At 36.9% G+C, this 14,881-nt stretch carries 18 protein-coding genes and 1 other annotated feature; all 18 genes read right to left on the bottom strand.

All coding sequences use genetic code 11. From position 1 onward, the window contains the following. Nucleotides 1–69: 69 nt before the first annotated feature. The 18 genes from B5P42_RS10455 to B5P42_RS10365 all read right to left on the bottom strand — a co-directional run bounded on the left by B5P42_RS10455 (nt 70) and on the right by B5P42_RS10365 (nt 14,867). On the bottom strand, nt 70–1,152 hold the full coding sequence (locus B5P42_RS10455; RefSeq protein WP_033707976.1) for a HAMP domain-containing histidine kinase: 1,083 nt from the start codon (nt 1,150–1,152) through the stop codon (nt 70–72). Then, complete coding sequence (locus B5P42_RS10450; RefSeq protein ID WP_113734164.1) at nt 1,142–1,849, bottom strand: response regulator transcription factor; 708 nt, start codon at nt 1,847–1,849, stop codon at nt 1,142–1,144. The genes B5P42_RS10455 and B5P42_RS10450 overlap by 11 nt, the downstream gene beginning before the upstream one ends. Before the next feature lie 172 nt (nt 1,850–2,021). Further along, on the bottom strand, nt 2,022–3,305 hold the full coding sequence (gene obgE, locus B5P42_RS10445; protein ID WP_002015378.1) for a GTPase ObgE: 1,284 nt from the start codon (nt 3,303–3,305) through the stop codon (nt 2,022–2,024). Beyond that, the gene (locus B5P42_RS10440) at nt 3,305–3,853 is read right to left on the bottom strand and encodes a sporulation initiation phosphotransferase B (RefSeq protein ID WP_002015377.1); all 549 of its coding nucleotides are present in this window, start codon (nt 3,851–3,853) and stop codon (nt 3,305–3,307) included. Before B5P42_RS10440 ends, obgE begins: the two co-directional genes overlap by 1 nt. Before the next feature lie 63 nt (nt 3,854–3,916). Then, nucleotides 3,917–4,207: a 50S ribosomal protein L27 gene (gene rpmA / locus B5P42_RS10435; RefSeq protein ID WP_000944957.1), complete on the bottom strand. Its 291-nt coding sequence runs from the start codon at nt 4,205–4,207 to the stop codon at nt 3,917–3,919. A gap of 3 nt (nt 4,208–4,210) precedes the next feature. Further along, entirely contained in the window at nt 4,211–4,555 is a 345-nt protein-coding gene (locus tag B5P42_RS10430; protein ID WP_002138477.1) for a ribosomal-processing cysteine protease Prp, read from the bottom strand. Between the two features lie 11 nt (nt 4,556–4,566). Next, nucleotides 4,567–4,875 (bottom strand): 50S ribosomal protein L21, encoded by a 309-nt coding sequence (gene rplU, locus B5P42_RS10425; RefSeq protein WP_000270907.1) that lies wholly within the window; start codon nt 4,873–4,875, stop codon nt 4,567–4,569. A gap of 14 nt (nt 4,876–4,889) precedes the next feature. Further along, nucleotides 4,890–4,968, bottom strand: a sequence feature (ribosomal protein L21 leader region). Between the two features lie 77 nt (nt 4,969–5,045). Next, nucleotides 5,046–6,455 carry an Rne/Rng family ribonuclease gene (locus B5P42_RS10420; RefSeq protein ID WP_113734163.1) on the bottom strand — a complete coding sequence of 470 codons (1,410 nt, stop codon included), beginning with the start codon at nt 6,453–6,455 and terminating at the stop codon, nt 5,046–5,048. 42 nt (nt 6,456–6,497) lie between these two features. Then, the gene (locus tag B5P42_RS10415; protein WP_002088816.1) at nt 6,498–7,358 is read right to left on the bottom strand and encodes a M50 family metallopeptidase; all 861 of its coding nucleotides are present in this window, start codon (nt 7,356–7,358) and stop codon (nt 6,498–6,500) included. Further along, on the bottom strand, nt 7,351–8,097 hold the full coding sequence (locus B5P42_RS10410) for a M23 family metallopeptidase (protein ID WP_113734162.1): 747 nt from the start codon (nt 8,095–8,097) through the stop codon (nt 7,351–7,353). Before B5P42_RS10410 ends, B5P42_RS10415 begins: the two co-directional genes overlap by 8 nt. Nucleotides 8,098–8,230: 133 nt before the next feature. Further along, nucleotides 8,231–9,028: a septum site-determining protein MinD gene (gene minD, locus B5P42_RS10405; RefSeq protein WP_000503308.1), complete on the bottom strand. Its 798-nt coding sequence runs from the start codon at nt 9,026–9,028 to the stop codon at nt 8,231–8,233. 2 nt (nt 9,029–9,030) lie between these two features. Continuing rightward, on the bottom strand, nt 9,031–9,717 hold the full coding sequence (minC, locus tag B5P42_RS10400; RefSeq protein ID WP_002015372.1) for a septum site-determining protein MinC: 687 nt from the start codon (nt 9,715–9,717) through the stop codon (nt 9,031–9,033). A gap of 35 nt (nt 9,718–9,752) precedes the next feature. Continuing rightward, nucleotides 9,753–10,298 carry a rod shape-determining protein MreD gene (gene mreD, locus B5P42_RS10395; protein ID WP_002015371.1) on the bottom strand — a complete coding sequence of 182 codons (546 nt, stop codon included), beginning with the start codon at nt 10,296–10,298 and terminating at the stop codon, nt 9,753–9,755. 14 nt (nt 10,299–10,312) lie between these two features. Continuing rightward, entirely contained in the window at nt 10,313–11,164 is an 852-nt protein-coding gene (mreC, locus tag B5P42_RS10390) for a rod shape-determining protein MreC (protein WP_060751108.1), read from the bottom strand. A gap of 41 nt (nt 11,165–11,205) precedes the next feature. Beyond that, a complete protein-coding gene (gene mreB, locus B5P42_RS10385) occupies nt 11,206–12,225 on the bottom strand; it encodes a cell shape-determining protein MreB (protein ID WP_002015369.1) in 1,020 nt (339 codons plus the stop codon). Nucleotides 12,226–12,383: 158 nt separating this feature from the next. Then, nucleotides 12,384–13,061: a DNA repair protein RadC gene (gene radC, locus B5P42_RS10380; RefSeq protein WP_002015368.1), complete on the bottom strand. Its 678-nt coding sequence runs from the start codon at nt 13,059–13,061 to the stop codon at nt 12,384–12,386. A gap of 50 nt (nt 13,062–13,111) precedes the next feature. Next, the gene (locus B5P42_RS10375; protein ID WP_044442394.1) at nt 13,112–13,687 is read right to left on the bottom strand and encodes a Maf family protein; all 576 of its coding nucleotides are present in this window, start codon (nt 13,685–13,687) and stop codon (nt 13,112–13,114) included. A gap of 217 nt (nt 13,688–13,904) precedes the next feature. Continuing rightward, nucleotides 13,905–14,867 carry a stage II sporulation protein B gene (locus B5P42_RS10365; protein ID WP_113734161.1) on the bottom strand — a complete coding sequence of 321 codons (963 nt, stop codon included), beginning with the start codon at nt 14,865–14,867 and terminating at the stop codon, nt 13,905–13,907. Nucleotides 14,868–14,881 lie beyond the last annotated feature (14 nt).

Below are 14,881 nucleotides of genomic sequence, written 5' to 3'. Positions count from 1 at the left end.
TCTTACATTTACTATAAGAAAAATAAGAAAAAGAAACGAGTGATTTCCCTTACAAAACGTTTTGTTATCTTACAGTTTTGTCATTTTTCTCATTAATGTATGATATTCTTCATCTTTTGCAAATTGGAACGTAACTGTTGTTCCTTCCCCTTCAGTTGATTGTACATACACTCCATGATGTAAATTACCACAGATTTCCTTCGTAATATATAAACCCATACCTGTCGCTTCCCTTGTTTTACGGCCGTTTATTCCCGTAAAGAACGGATCAAATATACGCTTTACATCTTGCTCAGGAATACCAATTCCATTGTCCTTAATATGTAATAACACCTTTTGATCTTTCTCTTCAATTTGAAATTGAATTTCTTTTTTCTCTGCTTCTGAAATTTTTGTATACTTAATTGCATTCACAACAATTTGGCTCATCGCGATACTAAGCCACTTTCTATCAGACGCAATCATACAAGTCTCTTCTTCAAACATCATTTTCGGAAATACAGAAGATTGAATGAACGACTTCCGATTTTCATTAATAATATCTCGAATGACCTCTATAACATTTACTACTTCTACTTTATAGTCTTTCGAAAATTGATCTAACCTTGCCATATGTAACGCTAAATCTAACCCATTTAAAATACGGTTATTTTCTTCACGAATACTTTCAATCGTTCCCCTTGCTTCACGGTGCTCCTTACCATATTTCTGTAACAATAATTCAATAACGGATACTGGTGTTTTCATTTGATGGATCCACTGGTTCATAAAAATCATTTGCTGTTGCTCTTTTGCATGCTGCTTATGAACTTCATTCATATATTGCTGCCTTAATAGCGTAAACGCTTCAACAACCATTTCTTGCTCTGACGTATAAGAAGTATCGATAAGTAAAGAGTCATGTAATGTATGTCCACCGGCAATATACTGTTCTATCCTCTTTAAAAACACACTTCGTTTTCGGTAATCGTAAATAAGGTATACACTAAACACAACTGTCCCTAATAAAAGTCCGTATAACCATGTACTCCAGTCCAGCGCACGCTTTTCTAAAAGGCTTTGCAACTGCAATACGAGTCCAAATAAACAAAGGCTTATAATGTAAGAAAGGATTAAGGAAAAACGTTCTATGAGATAATTTTTAACCTTCATGCCCTTCGCCCCACTCAGTAAGAAGAACATAACCGTACCCACGCTTTGTGACAATTGCATTTTTAATGCCTAACTCCTCAAGTTTCTTCCTTACACGCTTTACATTCACGGTTAATGTATTATCATCAACAAAAGCTACTTCATCCCATAAAGCCTCTAACAGCTCTTCACGTGTCACGTATTGATTTGCTTGTTTCATTAAACATTCTAATAAATAAAACTCATTTTTTGTAAGTTCCGTTTGTTGACCTTTCCACTCTACTGTGTGCTGTGATGGGAATAATAACAATCCATTAACACCTAAGCAGTCACTTTCCGCGGCCAAAGCATACTCACCATACCCGCGGCGGAGTGCACTTTTCACCTTTGCCATTACGATATCTAAATGGAATGGCTTCGTAATGTAATCATCTCCGCCATTTTCAATCGCCATTACTTGATCCATTTCCCCTGTTCTTGCAGAAACAAAAATAATCGGCGCATTCGATACAGTGCGGATTTGGCGGCACCAGTAGAAGCCATCAAAGTATGGTAAATTAATATCAAGTAACACAAGATGAGGACTTACTTTTACAAACTCATCTTTTATATGCCGTAAATCGCTCACTCTGAAAGATTGATATCCATACCTTTCTAAATGCTCCTCTAATATCTCTGCAATTTTTTCATCATCTTCTACAATTAATATTTTATACATATTCCTTTTCTCCCCATAAAATATTCTTCTAAAATCACTCCTTTTTCTATTATAAATTGAAACTTTAATCAATGGGGATTTTTTCCTATATCGACTTATGGTTCACCTATATGAATTGGGTTTTTACTGGACTCAAATAACGAAAAAAAAAGACCGCCATATTTCGGCAGTCTTAATCGATAAATTCAAATTGATATTCAAGAATTTTCACAATATCTCCGTCTGTTGCACCACGTGCACGAAGGGCTTCATCAATACCCATTCCACGCATTTGACGAGCAAATCGGCGTACAGATTCATCACGTGAGAAGTCTGTCATCTTGAATGTTTTCTCAATGTCATAACCAGAAATAACAAATGTGCCATCACTTTCGCGTGTAATTTCAAAATTAGATTCAGATTCAAATTTGTACATTACACTTGCTTCAGATTCTTCTACATCATCGTACATTGGGAATTCTGGTGTTGTTTCTAATAAGTTCGCTACTTCAAATAGTAAGTCACGAACACCTTGTTTCGTTACAGCTGAGATTGGGAAAATTTTCACTTCGTCTCCCAATTTCTCTTTAAATGCTTGTAAGTTTTCTTCTGCATCTGGCATATCCATTTTGTTTGCAACAACAACTTGTGGACGCTCAGTTAAACGCATATTGTATTCTTTTAGTTCATTATTGATTGTGACATAATCTTCATATGGCTCACGTCCTTCTAAACCAGACATATCGATAACGTGTACAATTACACGTGTACGTTCGATATGACGTAAGAATTGGTGTCCAAGTCCAACGCCGGAGTGTGCGCCTTCAATTAGTCCAGGAAGGTCAGCCATAACGAAGCTGCGGTTATCACCAGTTTCAACAACACCAAGATTCGGAACGATTGTTGTAAAGTGATATTCTGCAATTTTCGGACGCGCTGATGATACAACAGATAATAATGTAGATTTACCTACACTTGGGAATCCAACAAGTCCAACATCTGCTAGCACTTTAAGTTCTAACGTGACATCACGTTCTTGACCTGGTTCCCCGTTCTCAGCGATTTCTGGCGCTGGGTTCGTCGCTGTTGCGAAACGTGAATTACCACGGCCACCACGGCCACCTCTTGCGATTACAGCTGTTTGTTCATGCGTTACTAAATCGGCAAGAATTTCACCTGTTTTTTCATCTTTCACTATTGTTCCTGGTGGAACCTTTACGATTAAATCTTCAGATTTACGACCGTGCTGACCTTTACTCATTCCGTGCTGACCGCGATCAGCTTTGAAATGACGTTGGTAGCGGAAGTCCATTAATGTACGTAAGCCTTCCTCAACAACAAAAACAACATCTGCACCTTTACCACCGTCGCCACCTGCTGGGCCACCTTTAGGTACATACTTCTCACGACGATACGCAACCATTCCGTTACCACCGTCGCCGCCTTTTACATATATCTTGACCTGATCTACAAACATTATTTCACCACACTTTTTTCGATTAGTTGTAATATAACTGAGACTTCTTCGTCTCGTACTGTATAAGAAATGGAATACCATTTATTGTTTTCGTTCGCAAGCCACGTTTGTAGTTCTTCTACATTCGTTAGCTTTCCACGAAAATCAAAAAAGAAACGAGCATTCTCCGCGTCACTTTCAATTGTGATACAAACATAATTTTCAACATATACGTCTAAACTATGCTGAAGCATTAAGAAAAACTGATTCGTCCATGTACATACAGTCTCATCTAGATGAGATAAGTTATGTAATTTCCCTAATACTTCGTACTCCAATAAGCACGGTTGCTGTTTCCAATTATATGTTAAAATCCACTCTGAAAATAAAGGCATTGATAGCCCCATCAGATTGGATTCTTGTCTCGCTTCTTGGACAAAACGATCGATGAGCCTATGAATCTCTTCCACTTTTCCAAGGGAAAGATTTCCTTTAACCATCTGCAAACGATTGAGCCAATCATGTCTCGAGTGGCTCAACGCATCTATAATTGTCCATTTTTCATTCATTTAGATACCCCTTAATATAGAAAAACTCTAACCTGCACTCAGGTTAGAGTTTTCCGTGAGTTCTTATGCTTCTTGAGCAACAGGATATACGCTCACTTGTTTGCGGTCACGACCAAGACGCTCAAAGCGTACTACGCCGTCAACTTTCGCGTATAAAGTGTCATCGCCACCACGACCAACGTTAACACCTGGATAAATTTTTGTACCGCGTTGACGGTAAAGAATTGAACCACCTGAAACCGTTTGACCATCTGCGCGTTTAGCACCAAGACGTTTTGACTGAGAGTCACGACCGTTCTTTGTACTACCTACACCTTTCTTAGATGCGAAAAACTGAAGATCTAATCTTAACATACGTTACACCTCCTGCACTTTTTCTATTAAACGGATATACTTTCCGTAATCAAGTTCAATCGTCTTAAGTGAAACAACCAATCCTTCTAAAAGTATTTGTGCTTTTTCTGCTGTATGAACGTCTAAATCATTAGGCAATTCATACGTCAAGAATCCGCCATCACTTCCGAGTTCAATAGTTGCCTGCACATTACAAAGTTCTTCCACTGCATTTATAGAACCAAACACAACCGCTGTAGTTCCAGCACAGACAAGATCTTGTCCATGTGGCGCATAATTGGCATGTCCAGTCATTTTAAATGATCGGATACTTCCTAGTTTCGTGCGACTTATCGTAATCTTAATCATCTTAACCAGAATTAAGCGTTGATAGCTTCAACTACTAGCTTAGTGTAAGGTTGACGATGACCTTGTTTCTTACGATTGTTCTTTTTCGCTTTGTATTTGAAAACGATGATTTTCTTAGCGCGACCTTGTTTTTCAACTTTCGCAGTAACTGTTGCACCCTCTACAACTGGGCTACCAACTTTCACGTTTTCGCCACCAACGAAAAGAACTTTGTCAAAAGTAACAGTTTCACCAGCTTCAACATCTAATTTTTCAATGTAGATTGCTTGACCAGCTTCAACTTTAATTTGTTTTCCACCTGTTTCGATAATTGCGTACATACTTGCACCTCCTCTTAATTACTAAGACTCGCCAAAAACGAGGTAGACATAAAATGTCTTTAGGGAACCTGTCTTGTGCGGTTGTAGCATATAGCAGTTTAGGTGCTATAAACTATAACATAAAAATATTACCATGACTCATTGACTATTGTCAATGAATGTTCTGCTAACTATTTTTTCCGTTCTACAATTTCTTTCTTACTTCCAAAACGGATAATAGCGTACTTTTCGATAATATCATCTTTGAAATAAATTTCAAATGGAATATTTTTTTGTAATTCTTTTTGTGAAAAATGTTTTTGTACTTTTTTTGAAGCACCAATCAATACAGCTTCATCCTCTATATTACCATAAGTAATAAGCTCTCTCTCTAGCTCATACGCAATTGTTTCATTAGATATAACGTAACCTGTCGCTTTACAAGGCGCACACTCTTCTAATAATACGTCACGTAACGAATGTTTCTTGCGCTTACGCGTCATCTCTAAAATACCTAACTCTGTAAACCCAAGCACTCTTGTATATGTGCGATCATCTTGTAAAGCTATCATTAAACGCTCTCTTACCTTCTCTTTATCTTCCCGTCTTTTCATATTAATAAAATCAATTAATATCATCCCGCCAATATCACGAAGTCTTAATTGACGAGCAATCTCTTCAGCAGCCATTTCATTTGTGCGAAATACGGTATCTTGTAAATTTTGTTTTCCAGTAAATTTACCTGTATTCACATCAATTACAGTCATCGTCTCCATTTGTTCTACAATTAGATAGGCACCATTTGGTAGCCACACAATTTTTTGAAGTGCTTTCTCGATTTCACGCTCTATTCCAAAATGGTTAAACATCGAAGATTTTTCATTATAAAAGGATACTCTTTCTTTCCCTACTTTTTCTTCTAATTCTTTTACTATACTTCTCGTATCTACAACTATTTTTTCAATTGTTTCAATTGGGTTCTCCTGAAATACACGATCTAAAAACGTCGCTGGTTGATGAAGTAGTAAGGGCGCCTTCCCTTGATCTTCTTTTCTTTTTAACTCTTCATATAACTGCTGCAACCCTTGCATTTCAGCTTGTATTTCATCGATCGTTCCTTTTTCAGAAGCAGAACGGAAAATGTATCCACCTGTTCCTTCTGCTTCAATTCCCAGTAACTGTTGTCTTCTTTTATTATTTTTTATTTTCCGAGAAACAGCGCGCATGTCATCATAGGGCATGTAAACGACATATTTTCCGGTAACTTCTATCTTCGCCGTTAATTTTGGCCCCTTCGTATCAATTGCCTCTTTCACAACTTGTACAAGTATCGCCTGTCCTTCATGTATGCGATATGAAGATGGTACATCATCAAATGAAAGATATGCATGTTTTTCTAATCCGATATTTACAAAGGCTGCGTTCATTCCAGCGATTGTTCTTACGATACGCCCAACATAAATATGTCCGACAATCTCCTGCTCTTCATTCCGTTTCCATAAAAGCTCTACAATTTTTTGTTTCTCTTCTATCGCAACACGCTTTTCCGAACCAGTGTAGTTAATATATAACGTCTTCAAAATTCTTTCCTCACTTTTCATTTCTTTTCCTTACAATATAAAAGGTTAGTGTCGTCGTCAACACTAACCAATTAATTCTTCAACAGATGAGGTTGTTCGTTTTTCAGCAAAATATGCATACAACAATTCATTTTCGTCCAATGTGTAATGCTCTTTATATTTTCCATGGACGATAATAGAGTGTTTATATCCTCTGCGAAATTTTGTGAAAATCGTATATAAATGATCTTCCGTTTTCACCTCAATAGGTGCTATTTTTTCAATATCTCTTTTATTCCCATAATAACGCTCTAATAAAAAACGCATAAATGCGTACCGTCTTTGTTTCCATTCTTGATATAAAGAAATCGCTAGAAAAACGAGTAATACCCACATCATAATGTTATTACTATTCCAAAGTAACTGCCATCCTAATATTACACTAAAAAAAACACATGACAATTTCATCATCTTTTCATGTGCTTGTAAATAGGGAAAACGATATGATAATACATTAAATAATACTTTTCCACCATCAAGTGGCCAAATAGGCAATAAATTAAACCCTAAAATAATGACATTATTCCATACAAAGAAATGGTACAAATCGTCAGTTACCCAGCCCGCTTTATACAAAATGTAAGCGACCGCAATCATCCATATATGCTGAATTGGCCCCGCCATAACGACAATTAATTCTTCTTTTAACGATTTATTCCCATGTTCTTCCATCTCAACTACGCCACCAAACGGCAAAAGCTGAATTTGTTTAATACGCCAATTATAATACGCTGCGGCAAAAGCATGCCCAAGTTCATGAACTAAAACGATACAAAATAGTAATAGTAACTCTTTAAAACGTGCTGTAAAAATACCAATGACAATAATAACCCAAAACAACGGATGCACAGAAATTTTCGTGAAAACATCCCTATATTTAATCAAATGAAATCACCTGAATTGGATCAATAAATTTTTCATTCTTTTTTATTGCAAAATAAAATTTGCCATTTTTATTATTTTCATCATTACTCACTATTCCAATTTTTTGTTTCTTTGAAACGTAATCATATAATTTTACTGACATATCATTTAAATTTGCATACCATGACTCCGTGCCATCAGCGTGCTGAATTTGAACTGTATTTCCAAGTTCCTCTTTCTTGCCCGCAAAAACAACTATACCTTCATTTACTGACTCCACCGTTGCATTTGTAGCCGTTTGAACAAATACACCCTGGCCGTTTTTTTGAAATCCTTGCATCACCTTTCCAGAGGCAGGAATCGCATAATTCTTTTGCTGAATAGTCTCTTCTTTTTTCTCATTTGGAGAAAAGAACACGAGAGGTTTTCCAAACTGATTTTCATACCATTTCGATATAGTAGCAAATTGAAATTCTTCTTGCATAACTTTTTCTGTAACAGCTCTAGTACCATCAAAAGAAGAAGGTGCGTTCTTAAATAAAATAGCAACCGAAAGAACTAATATTGCTGATAGCAAAACTTTGAAGAGAAAAACTTCTTTTCGAAATAGAGGATGAATTTCCTTCTCCCCCTCTTCAATAAAGACCGTTTCGCTATCAAAATCTCCTCCCGCAAAATACCGCTCTTCTTCTAGCAATTCTTGCTCTGCTTTCCTTTTCGCAATCCGCTTTTTAATTTCTTCCACACGTCTATTCTTCATACTGTCTCCTTTCTTTCGTTAGCCTTATTCAAATAGAAACAGTTATATACAGTTTGTACATATGTATGAGTTATAGAAGGAAGATATTCATGCGAAGAAAAAAGAAAGCACTCCGCATTTATGCGAAGTGCTTTTAACGGATTCCAAAGAAATTTTTCATCTTTGTAAATACCGATACTTTTTCTTGTTCAAATGCTTGTAATGGTACATTCTCACCTAACAAGCGTCTTGCAATATTACGATAAGCTATTGCTGCTTTCCCACTAGGTTGCAGTGCTACAGGTTCACCTGTATTCGTAGCACGAATAACTTCATCATCATCCTCGACAACTCCAAGAAGCTCGATTGACAGTGTACGTACAATTTCATCAACGTCTAACATATCCTGTTCATGAAGCATATGACTACGCACACGGTTAATGACAAGTTTCGGTGGTTCAATATCCTCTTTCTCTAAAAGCCCGATAATACGATCCGCATCACGCATTGAGGATACTTCTGGTGTTGTTACAACGATTGCTTTATCCGCACCTGCTACTGCATTTTTAAACCCCTGCTCAATCCCCGCAGGACAATCAATTAATATGTAATCATAATCTTGACGTAATACTTGTATTAATTCATCCATTTGTTCAGGTGTTACCGCCGATTTATCGCTCGTTTGTGCTGCAGGTAATAAATAAAGATCATCAAAACGCTTATCTTTAATAAGAGCCTGAGGTAAACGACAACGCCCTTCAACGACATCAACAAGATCAAATACAATACGATTTTCTAGCCCCATTACTACGTCTAAATTGCGTAAACCGATATCTGTATCAATTAAACACACTTTTTTTCCAGATAACGCAAGGGCTGTACCAATGTTCGCAGACGTTGTAGTTTTACCTACTCCGCCTTTTCCAGATGTAATTACTATTGCCTCTCCCACAGCTATACAATTCCCCTTTCTAACTTTGTTAAATTAGGTCTAAGATGAGTGAGAAGTTGCAGGCGATCGACAACAATGTGATTGTTCTCATTAATGTACGCACATTCTGCCGCCTCTGCTCCGTCTTCCTTCTCTTCCGGAGCCCGCATTGTCACATCACTAATTCGGAGTTGCATAGGGTTCATAATAGATGCAGCAATAACAGCTTCTGAATCTCCATCATACCCCGCATGTGCAATTCCTCTTAATGATCCCAAGACAAAAATATTCCCCCCAGCGATAACCGTTCCGCCTGGATTAACATCTCCAATTAATAATAAATTGCCTTTTACATGTAACACTTGTCCAGAGCGAACAATTTTGGAAATAGGGACAATTTCTGTTTCTTCTTTCCAAGCTATTGCTTCTGCTTTTGTTATAACATCACTTTCGATTGATTCTACAACAAGGTTCTTCTTATTGCGAATTAACGTACGAATCTCTTCTTGTTGTACTTCTGTTAAATAGCGATTTCCTACTTTAACACGCACTTCAATTAAAGAACGTCCGTCACTCTCATAGTAATGTGTAGAAAGCTTTTCATCCAATTCTTTTAGTAGCTCAGAGAATGAACAGCAATCATCTAAATGAAGTGTTATTCCATCTTTTGTCCCTTTTATCGTTACATTTTGTTGCTTTTTTTCTTCCACTAAAGTTCACCCCACCGATTCAATTCGACATAAAATTAGAAAATCCTTTTTTCTTTTTCTTCTATCGCTTTTGAAAGACGCACTAAATATCGTCTCAGTGGGAAACAAACTATTAATAAGAAAATTCCATTTAGCAATAAAGTAGCAAGGAGACGATCTGTGAAAAAGACAGATGCTGACATGTGAGTACGTCCTAACAAAGTTAAAAACCCATACACATAATACTCTAATGCTGCAATGCCAGCCAGTACGATAGAAGCGACAATAAATAAATTCAATTGTAATACTTTCATCACACTATAAACTAAATAAGCTAAAATCGGATAAGCAAATATATATATACCGACAAGTTCCGTGTATACGGTATCAAATAAGAAACCAAATAATAGTCCGTAGTAAATCCCTTGAACCGGACTATAGTACACTGTAATAAAACATAACACAATTATAAAGAAATGCGGTGCTGCTATACTGCCTTTCCAAAAGACGTCTGTTGGAACAACAGTAGAGAACATATTTTCAAATAAAAAAACAAAAAGGAGCAAAAGAGGAAGAGCTGCTCTTTTTAAAATCGTCATCATCTCTTCTCTCCCTCCTATTCTAACGACGCTGTAGGCATATCACGTTTTGCAACTATAATATGCTCTACATCATTCAAATCAGCGGATGGTTTTACATAAGCCGTTTTTGTTAAACCGTATGGATCTGGCTGAACATCAACAATTTTCCCAATCGCAAGACCTTTAGGGAAAATATCACCAAGTCCAGATGTTACAACTAGTTGATCTTTTTTCACCTCTGCATCAGAGCTAATCTTTGTGAAAAGAAGTAGTTGTTTTTCTTTATCGTAACCTTCAATCAATCCAAAGATTTTTTCGTCCCCTTGTACAATAGCAGAAACACGGTTTGTTCGGCTCATAGAACTTAACAACTCTACTGATGATGTAAACTGAGATACACTTTTCACTCGTCCAACTAAACCTTGTGAAGTTATTACAGCCATATCTTTTTTAATTCCTTGCTGTGCCCCTTTATCAATTCCAACTAGATCGTACCATTTGTCGGGATTACGAGAAACAACAGTAGCTGGAATTTCAGTATAACCGCTATTTAACTCTTTTTTACCCGTTAACTCTTGTAGTTTCTTTTTATCATCTTCTAATTGCTTTACGTCACCTGATAACTTTGCATAGTTATCTAATTTTGCTTTTAATTCTTTATTCTCTTCATACGTGCGCTTTACATCTTCTACGTTCTCGAAGAATCCGGCAACATAATTCGCTGGCTTTTGGAATACACGTTCTACAACACCGACAGTATCTTTTATAAACTGCTCTGGCCATGATAAACTGTTCCGTTCTTTCAATGAGATTCCAATCAATGCCACGAGAAGAATAATACTAACTAACAAAACAATTAATCTTTTGTTTAAGAAAAACTGTGGCACGTTCACACCCTCTTAATTTCATTGATTTTTATTTTGCAATATTATCGAGCAGCAGTTTTGAAAAGGTCGATATTGTCTAATGCTTTACCCGTTCCAATTGCTACGCAATCTAATGGATCCTCTGCAACAAGAACTGGCATATTTGTTTCTTCACTAATAACTTTATCTAAGTTACGTAGTAATGCCCCGCCACCCGTTAATACGATACCACGGTCCATAATATCCGCTGCTAATTCAGGTGGAGTTTTTTCTAACGTATTTTTAACTGATTCTACAATTGCATCTACTGTATCTTTTAATGCATCTGCAATTTCTTCTGGTTGAATTAGTACTGTTTTTGGTAAACCACTTACTAAATCACGACCGCGAATTTCCATAGGCTCAATACCTTCTGGCTCGCCTGCAGAACCGATTTCTAATTTTAATGCTTCTGCTGTTCTTTCACCGATCATTAAGTTGTAGCTTTTCTTAATGTACTGAATGATTGAATCGTCCATATCATCACCAGCAACACGAACTGATTGACTTGTTACAATACCACCTAAAGAAATAATTGCAACTTCTGTTGTACCACCACCGATATCAACAACCATACTACCAGTCGGCTCCCAAACAGGTAAGTTTGCACCAATTGCTGCTGCAAATGGCTCTTCGATTGGATAAGCATCACGAGCGCCAGCTTGACGAGTCGCATCGATTACTGCACGTCTTTCTACAGCTGTAATACCAGATGGTACACATACCATTACATATGGTTTACGTGAGAAGAATCCATTTGATTTTTGAGCTTGTTGAATGTAGTATTTCATCATAATTGCTGTTGTTTCGTAATCAGCAATTACACCATCTTTCATAGGACGAAGTGCCACTACGTTTCCTGGTGTACGACCAATCATTTGTTTTGCATCGCTACCTACCGCAACGATTTGTTTCGTATCAGTTTGTAATGCTACTACTGAAGGTTCACGTAAAACTACACCTTTCCCTTTCACATATACAAGCGTATTCGCTGTTCCTAAGTCTATTCCAAGATCGCGAGTAAATCCACCAAATCCAAACATATCATTTATCTTCCCTTCTTATTTTCACGGACTCATTTTTCTTACTTTATATTTATAAAAACAGTACGTTTTTTTATATCTGCATCCTTTTTGTAGATAATTTTCTACAAAAAACTCATAAATCACATTATAAAACAAAATAAGTAAAAAGAATAGTCTTAAATATGACCTTTTTCCTTTAAACTCACGAATTTATGGTCACCTATTATGATATGATCAAGTACTTCAATTCCGATAATTCGACCACATTCTACTAATCGTTTTGTAACTTCAATATCTTCACGGCTCGGCGCCGGATCTCCTGAGGGATGGTTATGAAGACATATAATAGAGGCTGCTGCCCGACGGAATGCTTCTTTAAAAACTTCCCTTGGGTGCACAATCGACGTATTTAAACTTCCAATAAAAATAGTTTGCCTATGTATAACTTGATTTTTCGTATTCAAATATAAACAAACAAAATGCTCCTGTTGCAAAAAACGCATCTCTTCCATCATATAACTCGCACAATCTTCTGGACTTCGAATACTATATCTATTTTGATATTCTAAACGTACCATTCTTCTACCTAATTCAAAAGCAGCCATAAGCTGCGACGCCTTTGCAATCCCAACACCATGAATGCTCATCATCTCTTCTAACGTTGCATCCTTTAACATTCGTAAGCCGTCAAAATGATGTAGAATATTATCTGATAACGTTAACACCGTTTCTTCTTTAGAACCCGTTCTGAGTAAAACTGCAAGAAGTTCTCGATTCGATAAACTTCCTGCTCCTTCTAACAATAAACGCTCCCGTGGCTGCTCTTCTCTCACAACATCACGAATACCGTTCATCTCTCCACCCCTTTTTTTACGATTTCTCCTAAAGAAAACCCCATGCAATTTTACACATGGGTTACATCGCTATCAAACTGTTTTAATTCACGGACAAGACGCGCAATTGGCAAGCCAACTACACTGTAGTAGTCCCCTTGAATATGTTGAACAAAAATAGACCCTTTACCTTGAATTCCATAGCTTCCTGCCTTATCAAGTGGTTCCTTCGATGCAACGTATACGTCTATTTCTTCTTCTGTTAATCCCCAAAATGTTACTTCTGTACGTTCATAAAAAGTTACCGTTTTTTCTTTCGATATAATTGCAACACCTGTGTATACTTCGTGTGTTTTCCCTGATAATAATTGTAGCATTTCTTTCGCCTCAGCCTCATTAGACGGCTTTCCAAGAATACGTGAATCATATGTAACAATTGTATCTGCACCTAATACAACGTGATCACTATGATTTTCTGCCACAGCAGATGCTTTTTGCAAAGCAAGCGACATAACAATATCAGAAGGTGATGAATATGCACCAATCGTCTCTTCTACTTCACTAACAACGATTTCAAATGGCACATCAGCTAATTCAAGCAGTTCCTTCCTCCTAGGTGATCCTGAAGCTAAAATAATTTTCCTCATATTTTCTCCTTCCCTTCTCGCATGAAGCAGAATAATTCAAATCAATCGTATCAAAGGAATAGTTTCCCCACAAATTCTAGAAATATCATTTTCTCTAAACAAAATAATAGTTCTTTTTAAATACGATTATATTCTGCCCATACAGAAAGCACTTTGCTCTAAATTCAAAAGAAAAGAAAGAAGTATATGTACTTCTTTCCCCTTCATCATTATCTTATTATTTTACTTTTTGTGAAACCATTTTTTCGTACGAAAGTAATCCATCAATAATAACTTGATTTAATTTAGCTATAGATTCCTTATCGCTCTTCCCTTCCTTAATCGTTTGCACCGCTATTGACGTATACGTATAAAGCTTCTTTGCATCTTCACGCTTCATACTCTTCCCTTCCTTTTCCATAGCTTTCCACTCTTTTTGAATCGCTTCTATATCTTTTGGATTACTTTTTCCACTAGTTTGTACGCTGGACACATATTTTGCTAAATGAGTATATAATGGCTGCACTTTCGCTAAAAACATTCCTACTTCTTTATCATTTTTGAGCAATGCTTTATCTGTAATATCCCAATTTTTTTTCAAAACTGAAACACCATCTTGCTTATACTGATCTATTAATTGATTAACAGCCTGTTCATCGCTCGTAATAGCAACAACTAACGCATACTTATCACCACTCGGTTTCAAAGTAGCCACGCCCCCATTACTTTTCCACTCTTCAATAGCAGCCTGTCCTTTTTCTTCAGAGGAATAAAGCCCTCCTTGAACGAAAAATAGTTTCATTGGTTCTAATGACGTTCCTACCTGTGCTTTTGGTTTTTCCTCTTTCGGTGTTGGTGTGTGCTCTGCCGTTCCACCCACCTTTTGTTCCTCATTACCTGTCTGCTTCGAAGCCGTTACCTTACCTTCTCCTGTCGTCCCTTGTCCAGTTAATAAATGAATCATACCCATCCCAAATGCAGTACCGATAATTATTGCAGTTGCAACGATTGCGATTATTGTATTGCTCCACTTCTTTCGATATTTTTCCATAGATACTGATTTCGCTTTTTGAAACGGAACGACATTTTTCGGTCTCTCACTTTCTGCTATCATCCAGTCAAACTCATCCTTCTTTTTTTCCTCATACTTCGCTTCTGTTCCATTTACTTTCACCGAGATCGTTCGTGATTGCTTGTCCATACACTCACACCTCA

The organism is Bacillus sp. SRB_331, assembly GCF_003264175.1.
GTDB lineage: Bacteria > Bacillota > Bacilli > Bacillales > Bacillaceae_G > Bacillus_A > Bacillus_A mycoides.
Note: the sequence above shows the minus strand (reverse complement) of the source record. Positions and strands in the feature narration are given on the sequence as shown.